12 protein-coding genes are annotated in these 21,019 nt (G+C 35.2%); 6 read left to right on the plus strand and 6 right to left on the minus strand.

Annotation, left to right across the window (positions count from 1 at the left end):
- Positions 1–2 precede the first annotated feature (2 nt).
- The 4 genes from KF896_13960 to KF896_13975 all read right to left on the minus strand — a co-directional run bounded on the left by KF896_13960 (position 3) and on the right by KF896_13975 (position 7,986).
- Positions 3–1,319 (minus strand): HEAT repeat domain-containing protein, encoded by a 1,317-nt coding sequence (locus KF896_13960; protein ID MBX3044812.1) that lies wholly within the window; start codon positions 1,317–1,319, stop codon positions 3–5.
- Between the two features lie 9 nt (positions 1,320–1,328).
- On the minus strand, positions 1,329–2,738 hold the full coding sequence (locus tag KF896_13965) for a sigma-54-dependent Fis family transcriptional regulator (GenBank protein MBX3044813.1): 1,410 nt from the start codon (positions 2,736–2,738) through the stop codon (positions 1,329–1,331).
- Positions 2,739–2,854: 116 nt separating this feature from the next.
- A complete protein-coding gene (locus KF896_13970; protein ID MBX3044814.1) occupies positions 2,855–3,961 on the minus strand; it encodes a PAS domain S-box protein in 1,107 nt (368 codons plus the stop codon).
- Between the two features lie 23 nt (positions 3,962–3,984).
- Complete coding sequence (locus KF896_13975; protein MBX3044815.1) at positions 3,985–7,986, minus strand: hypothetical protein; 4,002 nt, start codon at positions 7,984–7,986, stop codon at positions 3,985–3,987.
- A 102-nt stretch (positions 7,987–8,088) separates the two neighbouring features.
- Between KF896_13975 and KF896_13980 the strand changes: the two genes are divergently transcribed.
- The 5 genes from KF896_13980 to KF896_14000 all read left to right on the plus strand — a co-directional run bounded on the left by KF896_13980 (position 8,089) and on the right by KF896_14000 (position 16,773).
- On the plus strand, positions 8,089–8,799 hold the full coding sequence (locus KF896_13980) for a CPBP family intramembrane metalloprotease (GenBank protein MBX3044816.1): 711 nt from the start codon (positions 8,089–8,091) through the stop codon (positions 8,797–8,799).
- Positions 8,800–8,832: 33 nt separating this feature from the next.
- Positions 8,833–9,654 (plus strand): haloacid dehalogenase-like hydrolase, encoded by an 822-nt coding sequence (locus KF896_13985; protein ID MBX3044817.1) that lies wholly within the window; start codon positions 8,833–8,835, stop codon positions 9,652–9,654.
- Between the two features lie 103 nt (positions 9,655–9,757).
- Complete coding sequence (locus KF896_13990) at positions 9,758–13,159, plus strand: S8 family serine peptidase (protein MBX3044818.1); 3,402 nt, start codon at positions 9,758–9,760, stop codon at positions 13,157–13,159.
- A gap of 663 nt (positions 13,160–13,822) precedes the next feature.
- Positions 13,823–14,425 (plus strand): hypothetical protein, encoded by a 603-nt coding sequence (locus KF896_13995; protein MBX3044819.1) that lies wholly within the window; start codon positions 13,823–13,825, stop codon positions 14,423–14,425.
- Positions 14,426–14,496: 71 nt separating this feature from the next.
- The gene (locus KF896_14000) at positions 14,497–16,773 is read left to right on the plus strand and encodes a T9SS type A sorting domain-containing protein (protein ID MBX3044820.1); all 2,277 of its coding nucleotides are present in this window, start codon (positions 14,497–14,499) and stop codon (positions 16,771–16,773) included.
- A gap of 316 nt (positions 16,774–17,089) precedes the next feature.
- Here the strand turns inward: KF896_14000 and KF896_14005 are convergent, their stop codons facing one another.
- Positions 17,090–18,970 carry a VWA domain-containing protein gene (locus tag KF896_14005; protein MBX3044821.1) on the minus strand — a complete coding sequence of 627 codons (1,881 nt, stop codon included), beginning with the start codon at positions 18,968–18,970 and terminating at the stop codon, positions 17,090–17,092.
- Between the two features lie 34 nt (positions 18,971–19,004).
- Positions 19,005–20,333, minus strand: a complete 1,329-nt coding sequence (locus KF896_14010; protein ID MBX3044822.1) for an AAA family ATPase — start codon at positions 20,331–20,333, stop codon at positions 19,005–19,007.
- Positions 20,334–20,493: 160 nt separating this feature from the next.
- On the opposite strand from KF896_14010, the gene KF896_14015 reads away from it, so the two are divergent.
- Positions 20,494–21,018, plus strand: coding sequence for a hypothetical protein (locus KF896_14015; GenBank protein ID MBX3044823.1), 525 nt, complete (start codon positions 20,494–20,496; stop codon positions 21,016–21,018).
- Position 21,019 lies beyond the last annotated feature (1 nt).

Below are 21,019 nucleotides of genomic sequence, written 5' to 3' on the forward strand. Positions count from 1 at the left end.
TATTAATTTCTTAAATAATTTTGCAAATCAGAAATCTGTTCAGCGATAGAACCTTCTGCTTCTGATGCCATTTTTTCTAATATATTGTCAAATACAAACTCGTTTATCATCCTTAAATTCTCAAATACGTCGTATTCGTGCATTTCAAGCTGCAAACCAAGATTACTTATGAATACCTTAATTACTTCTGATTGAGTCTCAGTATCGTAATCATCTATGAAATTCCGAATATTACTTATCATCTCAAGAATTCCGTAGCAGTGGTCTGCAGAACTTGTAAGCCGGGCAAACTCAACAATAAAATCACTCAACAAATTTATGTTGTTGGCAACAAAATTATTAAGTATATAGAGTTTGATTTCATCTCCGCTTTTATGGTATTCACCGGCGATTAAACTCAAATCCTGATATGTATAGGTATTGCCCAATGCAAGTAAACCGGCAGTTCGGATATCAGGGTCAGAATCTTCAAGAGCTACTAACGCTATGTCTCTGAATGATTCCTCGAAATCAATACTGCATCCTACTCTGAAGCTGATAGCAATAATAGTCTTGAGAACTACGGGCTGCAATTCTTTCATAAAGGTGTGAAGTTGCTCTTTTAGAAGTACACAAATTTCTTCAGAATTGCCACAAATAGACAAGCCGTCAATTGCATTTGTTTTGAGAAATAAGTCTTCTTCAGTTTTTATAATATATATCAGGAAATCAACGGCTCTGTCTCCACCGATTTTGGCAATAGCTTCAATAATAACCGGCTGTGTGTCATAATTTTGATGATTATAAATATTGGTCAACTTATCAATCATCAAATCACCAAGTCCAATTTGCTCACTGTGCCTTTCGTAAATTCGTCCAATTGATTCAATAGCGGAAGTGAAAACATTCATATCTTTAGCGTTCAATAAATTCACCAGATTCGGTATTTCTTTGTCTGTACCTGAAAATCCGAGGATATCACTTGCAAATTTCTGAACATCAACATCAATATCTTCTAAAAGTGGGAGCAGGTATTCGTTTGCGTTTGTGCCGAATTTCATTAATAAATCCGCAACTAAATTACGCAGTTCGAGATTTTTATCATATAAATGCTTAACAAGAAATCCTGATGCATAACTTTTGCTCTCATCATCAAGGGATAAAAGTATCCTGTAAACAAAGTCCTTCAAACCTCTGTTATCCAGAGTTATTGCATCAGTAAGAATCTTCAGTTTATCTCCGGCTTCCCAAAATGAAGGGTCAAGTTCTGAGGCATTCCTGAGAAATTCATCAGCATCTCTATTATCTAAAAGTTGTTTTAATAAAGTATAATCGTCCATAAATTATTCCTATGAAATTTCTTTGCCTGATATATTAATTCCAAGCTGCTCAATTCTATATCTTAGCTTAGCTCGTGAAACACCGAGCAATTTTGATGCTTTAATCTGATTTCCACCTGTTATTTTGAGTGTTTGAATAATCAAATCTTTAAGTACATTACCCATCAGAACACCTGAGTCAGCAATTTTAAGATAGTGCTGACCGGCACTCAAAGTCAACTCCTGTTTGGGAACTTGAGTGGATGAATGTAGTTGACTTCCACCCTTGAGAAATGATAAAGAGTCTTTTGTTAATATAGTGGCTTGTTCAAGAAGGACAACTCTTTCAATAACATTTCTAAGCTCACGGACGTTACCTTTCCACGGGTAGAAATTAATAATATCTGCTGCTTCGGATGTAAATCCTGTAACATTTTTATTGAATTTTTTATTAAATTCCTTGACAAAAGCAGTAGCTAATTTTATTATGTCCTCACCTCTTTCTCTTAGTGGTGGAAGCAAAATTCTTGCTACATTTAGCCTGTAGAATAAGTCTTCACGGAATTTTTCCTGCTCGACCAGAGTCTCAAGTTCCTTATTTGTTGAGGCAATTACTCTTACATCTACAGATATTTCCTTATTTCCACCCAACCTGTAAAACTTGCGTTCCTGGAGAACTCGCAATAGCTTGACCTGAAGCTCCATACTAAGTTCGGCAATCTCATCAAGCAGAATTGTACCGTGCTGAGCTTGTTCAAATCTACCTTGGCGAATTTTTTCAGTTGCACCAGTGAATGCTCCACGCTCATAACCAAAAAGTTCGTTTTCAGCAAGCTCACGAGGTATGGCGCCACAATTAATTGTCACAAACGGTCCTTTATGACGAGGTGAATTATCATGAATAAATCTTGCCATAAGCTCTTTACCCGTTCCTGACTCTCCAAGAATAAGTACAGTTGTATCGTCGGCATAAGATATGAGTTTTGCCATTTCCATAGCATCTTTCATTCCCGAAGAAGTACCCAGAATTTCACTAGGCTGGTCTTTTTTCAATTGCTCGGAAAGAATATCAACTTGACGGCGTAAATCAAAATTTTTCAAAGAACGATCAACCGACACTTCCAACTGCTCAAGGTCCAAAGGCTTTACGATGAAGTCTTCAGCACCTAATTTCATAGCACGGACAGCCATTTTTATATCACTGAAGGCAGTCATTATTATCACAGGCATAGTATAGCCCTGTTTTCTGAGCTGCTCTAATATATCAAGCCCGTTTGAATGACCGAGAAATATATCAAGGAGTATAAGGTCAGGAGAAATCATGTGAAGTTCGTCCAAACCTTTGTTGGCATCTGTAAAAGTTTCTACCCGAGAATATTTAGACGAAAGTATTCCTTTGATTGTCGAGTTAACCAAAGGATCGTCTTCTATAACAACTATTGTATAATTTTGTTTTGACACTTTTTTCTTTATTTAAGAAACAACACAAACAAATCGAAATATAACACTTTTTTTTCTAATTTAAACATAAAAAAAAACAATTTGCTTAAATTACTTCAATTTTTTTTAATTTCTGATGGCAGAGGTAGTTTTACATAAAAAGTTGTACCGGAACCGAATGAACTTTCTACGTCAATTATACCACTGTGTTGATGTAAAATTCTTTGCGTAATCGGAAGTCCAAGACCTGTACCGTCAGCTTTCCGTGTAAAAAAAGGATTAAAAATCTTCGGTAAATCCTCCGGAAGTATGCCTATCCCATTATCGGATATAGAGGCAACAACATAAATACCATCACCCGAACGACCAAATTTTTCAGTATAAGTCTCAATTTTGATATTTCCCTTAATTTTTATTGCATCAGCGGCATTAGTTATAAGATTTATCAATACCTGCTGTATTTGCTTAGAATCAGCGGCTATGACCGGAAGGTTCTCGTCAAATTTCAGCTCAACTTTAATATCCTTTCTTTTAATCATAGCCGTCACGAGCTCAAGAGTACTTACAATTAAACTATTTAACTGTAAATCCTTGATATCGGGCATTGTCGGACGGGAAAAATTCAATGTAACTTCAACAATTCTTGAAATTCTGTCAACTCCCTGAAGGGCGGTTTCAATATACTCATATTCAGGAGCCGTTGGCTCAAAGCGCCTTTTAAGTACTTGAAGGTTCAGATTAACAGCAGCAAGGGGGTTCCTTATTTCATGTGCCACTCCGGCAGAAAGCTGCCCCAAAAGGACAAGTTTATCAGCTTGAACTAATTTATCTGTAAGTGCATGTTGCTCGCTGACATCACGGGCAATTGCAAGAATTAAGTCCTGCCCCTCGAATCTCATAAAGCGAGCACTGACCTCGACCATGATTGGATTGCCTTCCTGATTTTCAAGCGACAATTCGCTGAGAACCATCGTAGAGTTTGTCTTATTCAAGAGCTTAAATATTCTGCGGAATTGAGGTAAAATTTCCCCTAAAAGATTATCCCGCGATCTGCCTAATATTTGTGCCGCATAATCATTTGCATCAAGGACACTCCAAGTCTCCGGCTGTACTATAAATACTGCATCTGTGGCGTTATCAAAAAAAGATTTATACCAGGCAAGTTGCTTTTCTGTCGTCGAAGTATTGTCATCTTTTTTTACTTTTTTTTGTTTACTTGTCATTATTTCAAAATTATTATTATTTTTTATTTCACAACCGGATAAGTTATTGAATCGTATCTAATTCCATTTGTAAGTATGAAACTGTACACTCCGCTTGGAAGACCCGAAACATCGTAATTGATAACGTGGTCTCCGGGCTTAACATGACCGCTTATAATTGTATCTGCCAATTCGCCAAGATTATTATATACTTTTATTTCTGTGTTTTCATCTGATATATTTGAAAAATATATATTGAGTGATTCAAGATTTCCCGTTTCTCTCACTGTAATCCCGAAATTTCCGGCAACGGCAAGCAATCTTCCTTCGAGGTCACAATCACCAATTATTGTAATATCAGATTCGTTAGTTTCAACCGAAGTAGGCATTCTTGAGCTGATAATCACAGAATCGAGAGTTATTTTTGCATTTAGAGCATCTCCTAATAGAGGCTTAGCAGTTATTAGAATCAATTCGCCGTTATTAACCATTTCAGGTTCTGAAATATTCAAAGTTAGAATTAATTTACCTTCTCGGCTATCATCAAAAGTGATTAATGATGTAGGAGAATTCAGTGCCTGTCCTAATAGTGCTGTTCTGAGATTAAGATTAATATGGTCGAATGAAAGATGGAATGCAATATTTCTCAATTCAAGCTCTGAAATAGAATAATTTGGGTCGAATTCGAAATTTACCGGCAATCTTTTCTCCGAACCTATTTCGATAATTTCACTTTCGGGAAGTTTTGCTTTAATCATAGCCATTCGATTATCAATTGTTGATCCTCTGATTATAAACTCGAATTTCTCCGGGCAGGGTTTATTAATATATACATTGGCTAAAAGATTATGCGAACCTACATTTGAACGCGGGTAACTAATGGTTATTTCAAATGTGCCGGATGGTGGTATTTCCACCGGAAAATCTGTTGCATTTGGTGAAACCAAAACAAATGGAGCAGGAATTTGTATAGAATCAATTACTGCATACAGCCCTGCGTTTAAGTTTACGACTGTCAAAATTCTTGTATCAGCATCTAATAAGTTGCCTTGACCAAAGTCAACAATTATAGTTGAAAACTGCGGGCTTAGAGGATTAATTCTCTCGCCTTTTATATATAAAGTATAAATTTCTCCGCAAGGTTCAACTTCAAAAACTATGCTGTCGCTAATAATTCCTTCACTTGTTTCAGGGATACGAATTTCAAATAAATTATCTCCAATATTGAAAATCTTATCTTTGAACAAATTCGACCTTACAAATGTCCCGTTATAAATCATCCTTCCGATAAATGCACCTTCTGCTGAAGCAAGAATTTTCGAATCAATTATCACATCACCTTTTGTAACACAATTATTAATTACACCAAAATCTACATTATTATCCTGAAGTGACACATCAAGTTCGACTGCAGGAGGAATTACAGTTAAATCCATTCCAATCTGACAGGGATTTTCATACATAAAAGTGATTGTGAAAGGGTTAGAATTCGTAAAATTTAATCTGATATAAATTGTGTCAGTCACTCCCGGTTCGATTTCACGTGGCATATCTGTCAGGAATGTAATTCTCGCATCTCCGAAAATGCCTTCAATTGTTGCAGTTTCGATTGTATTATTCTGCAAAATCAAAAAAGTATCAAGCGTTCTTTTGCAGGTAACTTCATTGCTAACGTCAATCATTTTTGTCAAAAGTGTAATTTCAGGGTCATAGACCACAGCTTCCACAGTTACTTTGGTGGAGGAGGTATCAGTCCTGCCAACCGGCACATATTTCACAGTAAGCTCACCGGAATAAGTTCCGACATTATAATTTTCAAGAACAAAAAAGCCGCTGAAGTATTCACCCGGCTTAATTCTAATTACATCATCAGTAGCAAACTCGGATGAAACAAATGTGAAATCAGCATTATTTAATGTAGGTTTAATGACATATATTTCCTCAGTACCGGATGCTATAAATCTGATTGAGTCAATAGTATAATCATAATCAGGGCATAATGAAGCACGATTTCCCAAATTTATGTTTGACTTGTCTGCGTCAAGCCTTGTAGAGCCAAGGTTCGGTCTTTGACCGAATAAGTCTGTAAATTTGCTTAAATTACATAATGTGCTAATTGTAATTCTACCATCCCGCGAACCAAATCCAACTATTTCAAATTTTATCCTTATAGTATATGAACCTTTAGCAGGTATTCTAACAGGGAACACAGCCGGGGAAATCAATTTAAAATTATTTGCAGGTGTTATGATTATATCACTCTGATTCAGGACTAATTCATCATTGGAATTGTTTGTGAGAATGATATCTTTTTCGAAATCTGAATCAGCGTCAAATTCAAGTCTGTTTGTACTTAATGTGAAGTCCGGAGCAACTATTTTAACAGTAACTGCTATTGATGTGTCCGGACATAAACCGCCGGATTCTGCGATGAATTTATAAATTCCTTCTTCTGAAATTGATACATCATTCAGCCCGGACAGCATAGCGCCATCTTTTTCCCATCTTGATTCAATATTTGAACCTGAGGGAATTGACAATCCCCTCAAATTTAAGTCATTGCCCGCACAAAGGTAAATAGTTGTATCTTTACTAAATGTTCGACTTGTTACGGGGTCTATAATAAAAGTTTCGGGAGCTTCGAGAATTTCAATTTTGATTTCATTTGATGATGATGCACAACCGGAAGATTTACTTGTAATAACCAGCCAGTAGTCGCCGGGCTTTGTGAGGTCTAATGTAAATCCATCACCTGCCAATTCGCCGTCCTGATTTGAATACCATTGATAAAAATACTTTTGTGTATCTTTGATATTGGCTTCAAGTTTTGCCTCAACATTGCTGCAGAACTGTGTGACTCCAATTGTTGTTGATATTTGAGGTTCGGGTGGTATCTCCTTTATAATTGACTGCGCCACACTTGCAAAGCTTGCTTCGTTATATTGTCTGCCTCTTGCATTACGTGGGTCGGCAAAATCGTACTGAACCGGGTCAAAAAAACTTGGACCATAACGAAAAGCATAAATTCTGTAAGCATATCTTTTGCCACATTCAAAGCTTTCGCCATCGCTGAAATCATCAAGAAATTGGTTGGTTGTTAATCTTGGAACAATTCCTACAACTTTGTAAATACCGAGAATTTGCCCAACATTGTATATTTTTCCATCTTCAATAATCGGCTCAATATTATTATTTTCTATATAACGCAAAATCATATAACCTTCGTCAGGGTCGCTATAAGTAGATGCAGCATTCCAGGTAAGCTCCACAGAGCTGAAATTATCTACAATTCTTGTATTTATTATTCCTGGATTTGTCCAGTCGGGCTGACGTAGTTCACGCCAAAATGCATGATTCTGATGGTCGTCATTGCTTCGTTTGTTGGGAAGACCTTTTGTGACTGAGCCTGTACCGGAAATATTCGCAGGAGACAGACCTGCGAGATAATTACTGAGCATCAGTCCAGGGGATACTTTTACGCTGTTGTTTTGAGAGATTCCGGAATTGAGAAATATATTTGGCTTTGGTATTGTATCATAATTGTCTCCAATTTGCCCACCTATATATCCAAGACAGTGGACATGATTTCCAAGAACATCACGGATTTGTATCATATCATAACTGCTGTTAAGGTCAAGTGAACTCAAAGGTGTGCCATCCTGAGTATATTCTAAAGGTCCATCAGTACCATCGGCTTTGAATGTAGTGAAATAAAAGCTACTTTGGGAGCCCATTTCAATATAACCATCAGATTTTTCATCATCAAAATTTCCACCTCTGTGGTTTATGACTATAATCGTTCCAATTCGTAAATTTCTCCAAAGCTCAACATCGTTGAACCTTATGCCACCCATCCAACCGTTAGATCCGCTATTGTCACGCATTGTATAACCAACAAGCGAGACATTATCTTCAACAACCAGAAGTTCAGTCCATTCGTTTGCTGAACCTGCGGCATAAAATATTTCACTCACAACCACAGGCTGCGACATATTTATATTAAAATTTGCCAGCAATAAAGCTAACAGCAGTAATAACTTTTTCATAATTTCTCACTTACAAAGAAAAAAAGCATTATTTTTGTATATATTCATTAACGTATTAAATCGTATTTACATATAATATTAAATAAATATAAAAAAAGACAAATGAACAACTACAAAAGTTTAAAAATAACGGGATTTTACCAAATTATATTATCAATTTTTCTAATTTTTATATATAATATTCTTGCTGTTTCTGTTTTTCCTCCTGATTTGTCATCAGGTGCACCTGTTCCGAGTATTTCTTTTTTATTATCTTCGCAAATTTTAGGCTTCTTTTTTACATCTGTAACATTAATTTTTGCTTTCAGAGTTTTCGAAATCAACGAATATCTCAAGTTTGATATATCTTTTTTGGGATTGATGCTGGCTTTGTCCACTCTACTGCTTGCGATTATTTTAATATCTTCGGCAGAATATTTACAAAAGTCAATAGTTCCGGTATATTTAATCAGCAGTTATTTGTCAATGTCGGGCGAGCTGCATTCAGGCTATGAGTCTCTCGCCAGAATGCTGGTTGAGGTACAACCTGCAATGCTGTACTTAGCCGGGGCTCTTTTACCGGCAGTCTGTGAAGAGTTTTTCTTTCGTGGTTTTTTGCTTCAGCTTAGTCTAAAATATTATTCCAAACTGACATCACTTTTTATTGTTAGCGCAATTTTTTCACTTTTACATTTTCAAATTATCGCTGTTTTACCACTTTTCATATTTGGATTTTTACTCGGTCTTCTCACACTTAAAACCGGCAGACTAAGTTACGCAGTATTAGTACATTTTCTAAACAATACATTCACACTTTATATAGTAAGCAATTGAAATGATTTATTAATTTAATTCGTTTTTGAAATTATGAAAAATTTAACAGAATATAAAAATAAAATTATCAATAAATTAAGACCTAATCTCAAAGAAGCAATTTTGGAGTTAGAAATGAAAAACATCTGTGACGATGAAAAGATTGCAGTTTTTGATTTGGATAACACATTGATAAACGGCGATATTGGTGATTCTCTATACTGCTATTTGAAGTCAACAGGTCATGAGTTTGATTATAAATGGTCGGATTATCAGGCTATGCTTGCAAGAAAAGATTATCAAAATTCATACTGTGATATAATTACAACAATGAAAGGATTGAATATTTCAACTGTATACAATGCGGCAAAGCATTTGATTTCAACTAATTCAGAAATAATTTGCTTTTCGGAAGATGGAATTGAATATGAATTTCCTGTTCCTACACCAATCCCTGAAATGCAGATTTTAGTTACTTATCTAAAAATTTCAGGATGGAAAGTCGGAGTCATATCAGCAAGTTATCATATAGCAGTTAAGGCAGTATGCGAGAGCTTGTTCAATCTAAATCCTCAATTTATCAGAGGTGTACGTACAGAAATCGAAGTAACAGAAAAATATGAAGATTTAATAACCGATATAATCAAAGGAACTGTTACTTACAGGCAGGGCAAGGCTGATGTATTTCAAGAATTATTCGGAGAGGGCGTGAAGCCACTGATTTCAGCAGGCGATTCCCATGGCGATATTGAGCTGCTCAACCTGACATCGCAAAATGGTCTAATAATTTTGTGCGGTAAATCTTTATCAAATATAAATTTTTTGAAATCAAAAATTGAAAGTAATGCAAAATTTGTTGATTTTCAAGTATCTTAGATCATTTTTTTTTGATAATTCAAATTATTTAAATTAATTTTGTGTTAATTAAATATTACATTAAATAATAAGTAAAATCATTTTATAGTTTTTGGAAAATCTTATGAAGCATTTAGTATTATTTCTAACGGCGATATTTTGTTTAAATATTGCAAATTCTGCGGTTCCACATTATTATTTTGACAAAAGTCCAACAGCAAAGAAGGATATTGAATATACAATTGATATTCCTGAAAAGCATATTAACGGAAAATTTTATCCGGCTCACACACTTGAAATGGAAAGAGTGGATTCCGAGCATGTATATCACAATAAAATTGAAATAAAGACAAAATCACATCAGTATATTAATGAAGCAACAGGTCGTTTTGAAAATAATGAGCTGAATTCTCTTTTGGAGAAAATCAATTTTGTTTCAGCAAGAGCACCCTATGAAGTTTATTTCAAAGGTAATCATTTGCTTTCTGCAGATAATCATGGTGTCAGCAGAATTTATGAAATACGATATAATGGCGGTCATGACCCTTACGAAGTTTGCAAGATGATACTTAATTATCATGAATTTGAATATGTTACTCCGGTTTTCAGACGTTATACGTATTTCATTCCCAACGACCCAAGGTTTGGCACTCAATATCACCATGAGAGAATAAATATGCAGGCGGCGTGGGATATTACTCAAGGCGATACCAATACCATAATAGCAATTATAGATTCAGGAACAGATATCGAACATGAAGACCTTATTGGCAATATTTGGACTAATCCCGGTGAAATTCCCGGCAACGGTATTGATGACGATGGCAACGGAAAAATTGATGATGTGAACGGTTGGGATTTCATCGGCAATATTACCGTCCAGCAGTATCAGCAGGGTCAGTTCCGTGAGAACAATAATCCACTTGCCAAATTGAATACACACGGCACACATACAGCAGGCTGTGCCGCTGCTTCAACAAATAATAATATTGGAATTGCTGCACCGGGATTTAAATGCAGAATTCTTCCTATCAAATGTTCCTCTGATTCTTTTCAGTCTCCCGGAATTTTGCGCGGCTATGAAGCAATTTTGTATGCCGCAGTTACCGGTGCTCATGTAATTAATTGTAGCTGGGGCGGTCCCGGAAGGAGCCCTGCAGAACAAAATATTATTAATCAGGCAATTGATTTGGGTTCTTTGATTGTTGCAGCTTCCGGAAATACCGGGAAAAATCTTGATATTAGTCCTGATTATCCTGCCGCTTATAATGGTGTCCTGAGTGTAGGCTCATCAGGTGCTACAGACAGAGCTTCCGGCTTTGCAAGTTATGGAAACTTAGTTCGCATATTTGCACCCGGAGAAAATATAATTTCTACGCTGCCAAACAATCGCTATGTAGCTCAAAGTGGAACTTCAATGGCATCGCCCGTCGCAGCCGGAGTAGCGGCACTTATTCGTTCAATTCATAAAGACTGGACACCTGAGCAAGTGATTTATCAAATGAGAGGAACTTGCGATAATGTTCTTCAGCCAACAAATCCTAATGTCAGACATCTTTATTTCGGAAGAATGAATGCAGGTAATGCTCTTAGAAATAATGCAAAGGAAGGATTTGATATGCCCGGTATCGGTCTTGAATTTGTAAGAGTAGGTCAGAGCAATACAATTTCAACGTTTGAATTTAATGATGTTACAATTAGTCTTAAAAATCATTTAGCTTCAGATAAAAATGTTACTATCAGGATTATTCCTATTGATAATTTTGTAGAATTTGAAGAATATGAATTTGTTATTCCTGAATTTTACACAAATTCAATCCAAAACCTTACTGCAAAAGTAAAACTTTTAAGCAATAACCCATGGTTCAAGGGTGATGCTGAGATTTTAATTGAAATGACAGGTTCAAATTATTACAATTTGGAAATGGCGAAAATAAATATTGATGTAGAGTCATCTAATGTATTTTCAAGGTATGGTGGTGTACCTTCAGCCTATGAAATAATATGGCACGACGGCTCAATTTTTAGCAATGACCTATTTTTTGTTGTTGGCTCCAGTTCCAGAGTTGGAGGAGTTATTCACCGCTCTCAAGAAGCTACAGGTACTCTGCTGCCGGTAAGCCAGCAACCTGTTTATTGTGTACATGCATTCGACAGCCAGAATTTAATTGTCGGTGATGGTCCAAGCAACGGAAATGCACAGGTACATCATTCAACAAACAGCGGTCAAACATGGACACAAAAATCAGCTGCACATATTACATCATTCATAAATTCATTCCATTTCTTCAACGAAAATGAAGGTATATTGCTCGGTGACCCGAAAAATGGAGTCTGGGGCGTTGGATATACAAGTGATAAAGCGCAAACATGGCAATTAGTTACAAATATTCCTCCTCCACTCAATAATGAAACAGGATTAGTTGGTTCAATTTGTCAGACTGGTGATAGTGTATGGTTTGGTACAACTTCAGGACGTGTTTACAGAACAACTGATAAGGGTTATACATGGAGCGTGCAGGTTGTCAGAGCAGGTGGTTTTATTACCGGAGTTACTTTTAATGGTGATGTAGGTGCTTGTATATATGCCGAGTCAAGTGCTCAGGGTTCACCAAGGAAAATGGCTGTTACCACTGACGGAGGTAACACATGGCAACTTGACGCTTATGATTTTACTGCAAATATGCAATCTCCTGTAGGAATTTATGCAATACAAGAAACCGATGCGATAATTGTTCAGAATTTTGACGGCAAACTTTTTGCTACTGAAGCTTTAGGAAAAAGCTGGACACCTGTCTTAAATACTAAGCGTGATAATTATTATCATGCATATTTTAATCAGAATAATAACAAAGTATCTGTATTTACTTCAGGTCTAAGTGAAGTGAACAGATTGGACTTCACTTACTCTACAGCAGATACCCGTAAGGAGCTTGTATTTGTATTTGGTAGTTCACTTGAATTTGGAGATGTTGTAATAGATGCGACATCCACACTGAACAAAGAAATTAGAAATGTTGGCAATTCTGAAGTAAATGTCGAATCAGTTGAATTTATTCCTGATGATGGCACTGAAAATACAGATTTTACTATTCTGCAACCAAATTTAAGACTCGTTTCACCAATTCAGAATGGACAGGTCAGAATCAGATTTTCGCCCAAATCTGAAGGACTTAAATCTGGTATTGTAACAATTAAATCTGATGCAGATAATAACGAAATTAAGCTCAACATTTCAGGAAATGGTGTACTTGCAAGTAGCATCAACGGTAAAAATATATTTTCAAATATTATAATTTCTCCTAACCCATCAAGTGATTTCATCACAATTCAATTCAGCAACATAGGGCTTCAGCCCTTTGCAGCGACTGAAAAAGTGCAAATATTCGATATGCTTGGTTTAGAAGTTATGTCTGTAGGGATAGGGCTTGACCTGTCCACACAAAAAATTGATGTATCACATCTGCCGGCAGGAGTGTATTTCATCCGTATTGGCAATAAGATAGAGAAATTTGTGAAGATGTGAGTTAGTAAAAAGTTATAAAGTTATTGAGTTGAAAGTTAAATCACAAGTTGCAACAAAGGGCTTCAGCCCTTTGCGTTCAGATTATGCAGCAAAAATAGATGTCCTACACTTCGCAAGTGTAGGACATCTTGCTTTTTGAAATTTGTAAAAAAATAAAATTTTATTTGTATAATATTCAGAAATTACTTATTTTAGCTATATGATAATGGTAACTAAGAAAAAATATGATTTTGATGGGTAAATATCATAAAATTTATAGTAACATTGCCCTATCTCTTGGGGAAAAAATATATCTTTTTGCCATATTGTTATCTGCATATTTCAAACGCTTTATCTCTCCTTTATTACTTCAACAGAAAAAGATTTTTTGTTTGATAAATTTTGTCTCAACGAATTCTCAACGAATTCTCAACGAATTCTCAACGAAAAGTATTTACACAAAATTAAAATATTTATTTTATTTGAGGAGCTTCAAATTCCCGGAATTACGATTTAGCGGCAGATAAGATTGACATTTTAATAATCTTTTCTGTCGCTAAAATGGTATAGTGCTGGACTTCTCTTTTAATAACGAAAGTCCGTCTTATGATTTTTAACAATTTTTATAATTGTTTAGTAAGTAAATAAAATAACTATTTATATAATTATTAAGGAAATTTAGCTATGAAAAAAGCTGTTTTATTCCTGTCATTTTTTATTTTAATGATTTTTAGTGGCTTAAACCTTAAAAGTGATGTTCCATCTTGCGGTTATGGATGGAATTCTGCTTTTTATCCGGATTTTCTTGAAGTAAGGCCAGGTGTATTTTGCGAGGTTACAATATTTTACTGTTGGAAATATGAAAATGATCAATTATTCATACATGTTAGAGCAGTTTCCTTTTTCGATAAGTACTGCTTAATCGGTGCTGAAATATCTAATTCTGATTTATTAAAAAAAGTTACAGAATCAGTGATTGATAATAGTACCCATTTACTAAATATACCACCATGTCCTGACTCAAATACTTTAATTCAAGTAAAAAATTTCTCATGTTGGAAATTTGACGATACTTCAATAATACCAGAACAAGATTTAATATTGAGGCCATGCATAGAATCAATTTATAATTGTATTTCAGAATGGAGTGTATGTTTTGACTATTCAAAAAGCCCTCCGGAATTAGTTAAAACAAAAATATCTGGAAGCGGCACTAGCATATGTCCGGACTTTGGCGTGTTTTATCCCGACCCAATTCCCGTAGGATGTTTTCATTTATGTGATTAATTGTAAACTGCCTTCGCCAATTTTTTTTGGCGAAGGTGATATTTTTTTAAATTGAATTGGAGCTAATTATTATGCTTAAAATATTGTCCTTAATACTAACATTTTTCACACTGCAAATTTTGGCTTTTGCATCTCAGGATATGTTTTATAGGTTGGATTCAGATTTTCGTGGTGCCTGCTTTTTTGGTGAAAGTAGTTTAATAGTTGTTGGAAGCAATGGAATGGCAATTGTTTCGCTTGATAATGGAGAAACCTGGTCGGGAAATCCCACTAATACTTCAAACAGCTTACTATCAGCTGCTTATCAGCAGAATACCAATTGCCTTTTTGCGGTTGGACGTAGTGGAACTGTGATTAAATCCTCAAACTTAGGTGAGAAATGGGAAATTGTCGATATTGGTGCTGATACAACTCTCAATACGATAATATTTTATAAGAATATTGGTATTGTAGCAGGAGATAACGGCAATTTATTCAAAACAACTGATAATGGGATTACTTGGTTCAAGATTAACTTAAATACTAAAAGCAAACTTGTAAGTTCAGAAGTATTAAATAATGGTAGAATTATTATAAGTGATTTATACGCAGGGGTTTATATATCTGATGATGGTTTTGAAACATGGGAATTTAACGATTATTCTTCTTTGATAAATAATAGTGTAATAAATAAGGTAAGAAGCTCCTGTGAGACTGTAATAATTAATTCATTAAGGGGGTTTCTGAAATCTAATGATAATGGTGCTAACTGGGAATTTTTCAATTTTAATGAAAGAGTAGTTCAGGATTTTATTATTTTTGATGATAGTAGAATTGTTGCTCTATGCAATCCTGTTCCGGGAGATATAGCAAACTTGGTTAATCTTTATGAAATTTACTTTACTGATTCTATCAAATGTAATTTTTATAATTATAATCATGACTTTTCAAAAGCATCGTATTTCTCGTCTGCCCTTGGTTTGGCTATTAATAGTTTTAGTGAATCCCGAAAAGCAGTAATTTACGGACAGCACAATTCAATAGTTTTGTCCGAATTCCCTTATAATCAATGGTATATGAAGTCTTATCTTGACATATCAGGATTTAATCCAATTTTTTTCCTGAATTCAAAAACCGGTTTTTTAGGTTCGAAAAGACAAAAAGTATTTCGAACAACAAATGGTGGCATAACATGGCTCCCACAAATGGAGGATGATTTTTTGGGTTTTGATGTAACACATCTACATTTTAATGACACTATTAATGGTATTTCCTGTACAAGCTCATCGTACTCTAACGCCTTTAACAGAACTACTAAGGATGGTGGAAGAAGTTACAAAAATATTGAAGATAATTCAATTAAGGGAGGTAATTACTCATATTTTAATAGTGATATTTTTGTTTCTCTAAAATACAAAACAACAATCAGAGAAATATTTTCGAGTATAAGTTTCAATAATTTATTAAATAATAAAAATAACCAAATTTATCTTGATTCATTTTTCCTTAATAACGCTAAAGCACTTTCTGAAAGCAGTTGGATATTAGCAGGTTCAAGATATGAACAATACGATTTTGATACATTGAATATGAGAATCATAAAAAGAACATATCCGGTTGTATTATTGACACAGGATTTCGGCGCAACTTATGAAATTATTAAATCAGATTTTGATTTTACATATCCATTAAATTTTCATTCATTTCTGGATGGAAAATTAATAATTATGTCAACATTAAAAGAATCTGATGAAGGAAATATTTATCGTAGTTATAAATCAACAGACCGTGGGTATTCCTGGGAATTAGTTTTTGAAAGCATGGATATAAAACCGTCCTTAATTGAAATATATGAGGATGGTAGCGGATTTATGATGGGTTCATTTTTGCAAATACTTACAACAAATAATTTTGGTGATACTTGGGAAATTGTATCTGATGATAAGTTTTTTAAATATGAATTATACAGATTTAATTATGTTGACCAAACACTTTTTGCAGTTGGGAATAACCAATTATTCAAGTTGAAGCCGGGAGAAAAAATCCCGACATCAATAAAGGAAGTTGAATCTGTAGAAAGCGGTCCGCCACCGTTCTGGCTATATCCACCTTACCCAAATCCTGCAACAAACAGAATTTCGTTTTCGTTATTATGGGATAAAAGGATATCGGAAGATGGTCTCAAAATTGAGCTATTTGATGTCCGTGGAATAAAAGTAATGGATATAACAGATATGCCCAAAATTTTTGAACTTGACAATAAAGCAACAGTAACATTCCACCCGAGCGGTTTATCATCAGGAATTTACTATTTGCGGGTTCAATATGAAGGATTTAGTAAAGCTATGCCAATTTTCATCAGCCATTAAAATTAGTAAAGAAAAAACTGATTATAGATAATTTTTGCAACTTGTTTTATGATTTTGCCTGTAAGGACACGATATGCCGTGTCATTACAACCTGCTCCATTGTTGAGAAGTTTGTGAAGATGTAACTATGTTGAATGTTGAATGTTATTGAGTTGAATGTTACAGAATTAAAGTTATTAAGTTAAAAGATATTGAGTTGAATGTTAAATCACAAGTTGCAACAAAGGGCTTCAGCCCTTTGCGTTCAGATTATGCAGCCAAAATAGATGTCCTACACTTCGCAAGTGTAGGACATCTGATACAAATTTTTAAAATACTACCTGACTACAAATTGAAAGCCGTATTCTTTTGTGAGTTTACCTGCGATTTTTTCTGCGGATTTTTGGTCTTTATATCCCCAGATTTTGACCCTGTAAACAGGTATATTATTTTGCAAATATCTTTCGTAATAAGCTCTGTATCCTTTGTCTTCCCAATCTTCGACTTTGCTTAGAGCATCGGTCTCTGTTTCGCTGATTTGAGCAATAATTTCATAAGGCAGAAGCTCGGGATCGAGCCATCTGAGCTCAGTTCTTCGGTTATAATACTGCATCCAGTGGGATTCCTGAATGTAATATACCGGATTATTGCTACCATCTGAACTGACTCTTATTTTTGATGGGTCAGCACCACTGATAATTAGTTGTCTTCTTACAGCTTGTGCACGTTTCAGACCAAGATTGTAGCAATATTTATCTCCACCCTCAATACTTGTATTACCAATTAATTCTATTGATAAATCGGGGTTTTTATTTAATACATCAGCAAGCATCGAAATTGGTTCAAGATAATCATCGGTAACTGTTGTATCACGCTCATCAAAAGAGGCGACAGCCATATATTTGAATTCGTGTCTTGGTCTGATGTCAGGAAATTTTAATGTGTCATGAATTCGGTTCTGATAGGTTACAAATTCAATATTTGCGACTTTAGTATCACAATTACCGCTTGCCGGAACCGGAATATCAAATTGATAGTTAGCTTTTTGGGCGTATAAAATTTCATTCAAAATTAGTTGAATATTCTCAATTGCGGCATCTTCGACAGGATAATATCTGCCGCCGCTGAGAGTTGAAAGAGAGCTAAGTGAGTAACTATCCACAGCATTTCCGATACCCAAAACATAAATCGGAATATCTGAATCTATTGCCAAATCAATTATATCATTTCTGTCATAAATTATTGATGCATTGTCAGTACTGTAAGCTATTGTTACTATGACCTTCTTTCTGGAATTATCACTCGATTTATTCAGCAAATCTATGGAATATTTAAGTGATTTGAATATTGCAGACAAGCCTTTTTCTTTGAATAAAAAACTTAATTTCATTATTTCGTCGGCTCTTGTCAGTGGCAATTCCTCTTTGAAATTCTGGTTGAATAAATACAATCCAAAACGGTCGTCATCCGACAGGGATTTCACAAATTTTTCGATAATATTATTAATTGGAAAATAATCACTTGCTATGGACGAATTATCAAGAAGTATGATATAATCCACTGGAATGCTTTCATCAATTCTATTTTCTGTAAAGCCTGTCACAGGTGAATTTTTCGGTGAATCAATACATCCGGAGAAAGCATTAATTGTAACAAAACCGGATTCTTTTTCCGAAAGACCGCTTATATAATTTCCAAATTCATCAAGAATCAAACTGTATGCTCTTACAACATTCCTGCTTTCAAATGGGTAATAGTATCTCATTATTTTGAGACTTTTCATATTGGCAGAACCTTTGGCTGATTGCACTCCTCGAAGGTAATCTGAATTAATAAAAGACGGTTTTTCATTTTTGACATTAGCGCCTACGGGACCGGTTGAAATTTCATCAGGAGTATCAATTACATATACCTTCCATAGAAGCTGCAACGTATCTATTCCGCGTGTAATCAAAAATCTGTAATTTGATGTAGTATCCACGGCTATACTTATACTGTCCTGCGGATTGTAATTTCTTTGCAGATCAGTAATGCGAACTTTATCGGCATTTTCAAAATTCCATTTCAGATTGGCTTTTTCTCCGCGAGCAACTTCTGTAACACCTTTGAAATCCAATACTTTAATTGCCGAAACTGGCTTTGTGGAAGAGCAACTGCAAAGTAGCACTCCCGAAATAATTCCGGTCAATATGACAATTTTAAAAAAAGTTTTACTCATTTACACACCGATAAAAATACAATTTAACTAAATTTTATTTCTTGTGAAAAGAAAATTTGCCGTTATCATCGCAATCTACTAAAATTTCAGTATTTGCACTATATTCACCCGAAAGAATTTTCATAGCTATGGGGTCTGCAACATACTTTTGAACAACACGTTTTAATGGTCTTGCTCCAAACTTTGCATCATAACCAAGATTTGAAAGCCATTCAAGAGCACATTCGGTTACTTCCATTTTTATACCTGCTTTTGTCAGCTTTTCACTAACTCTTTGTACTTGTAAATCGGCAATTTGTCTGATTTCTTTAGCAGTAAGTGGCTGGAACAGCACAATTTCATCAATCCTGTTCAAAAACTCGGGTTTAAGGCGTTTCCTGAGAAGCTCGACAATTTTCACCCTGATTTCAGACATAAGCTCTGAGCGGTTACTGTCATTCATTATAACAAGTTTATCGTTAATAAATTCCGAGCCAAGATTAGATGTCATTATAATTATGGTATTCCGAAAATCCACAAGTCTGCCTTTGCCGTCTGTAAGCCTGCCTTCGTCAAGAAGTTGCAGCAGAATATTGAATACATCGGAATGTGCTTTTTCCAATTCATCAAGCAATACAACTGAATATGGCTTTCGCCTTACAGCTTCAGTCAGCTGTCCGCCTTCTTCATAGCCAACATACCCGGGAGGTGCACCGATTAATCTCGAAACAGAAAATTTTTCCATATATTCGCTCATATCAATGCGTACCATCGAATGCTCATCATTGAATAAAAATTCAGCAAGTGAACGTGCAAGCTCTGTCTTGCCAACGCCTGTATTGCCTATGAATACAAATGAACCTATCGGCTTGTTCTCATCCTGAAGACCCGCTCTCGAGCGTCGGATTGCATTTGAAACAACCGCAACTGCCTCTTTCTGACCTATAACTCTTGAGTGAATTCTATCCTCCATTTTGATTAGCTTCATTCTTTCTGTTTCGAGCATTCGGCTTACAGGAATTCCTGTCCACTTGGCTACAATTTCGGCAATATCTTCGGCTTCAACCTCCTCCTTAAGAAGTTTGCCATTTTTCTGCACTTTCACTAAATCATCATTAAGTTTGATAATTTCGTTCTCCAGCTGTGGAATTCTCCCATAGCGAATTTCTGCAACATTGGCAAGCTCACCGGCACGCTCAAGTGACTCTGAATGAGTACGCAACTGTTCTATCTCTGCCTTGCTTTTTCGCAATCTGAAAATTAAATCTTTCTCGCTTTGCCATCTGAATTTAAGTGCATCCCGCTCTTTTATAAGCTTATCAATTTCCAGATTAATTTCATCAAGTCTTTTTTGGGTATTATCTGTAATTTTCAACTCTTCCATATTCTATCATAACCTTTATAAATTACAAACGTATTTCAAAAATAAATAGACGTTAAAAATAAAAAATAATGATAATCGAATTAAAATATTAAAATTACTAATCTCTCCTCTTGGTGATACAGGTGATGAAGTTTATCCTTGGGTTTATTATTTATTGGGTGTGGATAACAGACAATATGCAACTTATTATGGCGTCCAAACAAGTGATAATTCAATAAATTTAAGTAATTATATGTATATGAGTGCACCAGAACCGTACCGACCAACGACATTCTTCTATCCGACGGAATACAATGTCTATGGTAATGAGATGGCGCCAAGGATTACATACAGATACGTGGATGGAAATTGGCAGAAACAGTATAAGTTTTATGATTATCTTGGTTCTTTACGATTTACTATGAAAGCAGACGGAACACTACTGAACTTCAAACAATATTCGGCTTATGGTGAGACAACTCTTGATACTTTGGGAGTTACACGGGAGGGCTATATCGGAAAAGAGAAGGATGTAGAGAATGGTTTGGGTGACCACGGAGTAAGGAAGTATGATGACAAAGGCGGTAGATTTAATTCTCATGATGTATTGTGGGAGAAGTATTATGGATGGACGCCGTATCAGTATTGTATGAATAAAATAAATTTGAAATTGAATTGTCAAATAAAAAAGTTAATCAATTTGTAGG

It is taken from the genome of Ignavibacteriota bacterium, from assembly GCA_019637995.1.
In the GTDB taxonomy this organism is placed as follows: domain Bacteria; phylum Bacteroidota; class Ignavibacteria; order Kapaibacteriales; family UBA2268; genus JANJTB01.

Coding starts and splice junctions, on each gene's coding strand:
- KF896_13960 (MBX3044812.1), bottom strand. CDS start 1,319: ATGGACGATTATACTTTATTAAAACAACTTTTAGATAATAGAGATGCT.
- KF896_13970 (MBX3044814.1), bottom strand. CDS start 3,961: ATGACAAGTAAACAAAAAAAAGTAAAAAAAGATGACAATACTTCGACG.
- KF896_13975 (MBX3044815.1), bottom strand. CDS start 7,986: ATGAAAAAGTTATTACTGCTGTTAGCTTTATTGCTGGCAAATTTTAAT.
- KF896_13980 (MBX3044816.1), top strand. CDS start 8,089: ATGAACAACTACAAAAGTTTAAAAATAACGGGATTTTACCAAATTATA.
- KF896_13985 (MBX3044817.1), top strand. CDS start 8,833: ATGAAAAATTTAACAGAATATAAAAATAAAATTATCAATAAATTAAGA.
- KF896_13990 (MBX3044818.1), top strand. CDS start 9,758: ATGAAGCATTTAGTATTATTTCTAACGGCGATATTTTGTTTAAATATT.
- KF896_13995 (MBX3044819.1), top strand. CDS start 13,823: ATGAAAAAAGCTGTTTTATTCCTGTCATTTTTTATTTTAATGATTTTT.
- KF896_14000 (MBX3044820.1), top strand. CDS start 14,497: ATGCTTAAAATATTGTCCTTAATACTAACATTTTTCACACTGCAAATT.
- KF896_14005 (MBX3044821.1), bottom strand. CDS start 18,970: ATGAGTAAAACTTTTTTTAAAATTGTCATATTGACCGGAATTATTTCG.
- KF896_14010 (MBX3044822.1), bottom strand. CDS start 20,333: ATGGAAGAGTTGAAAATTACAGATAATACCCAAAAAAGACTTGATGAA.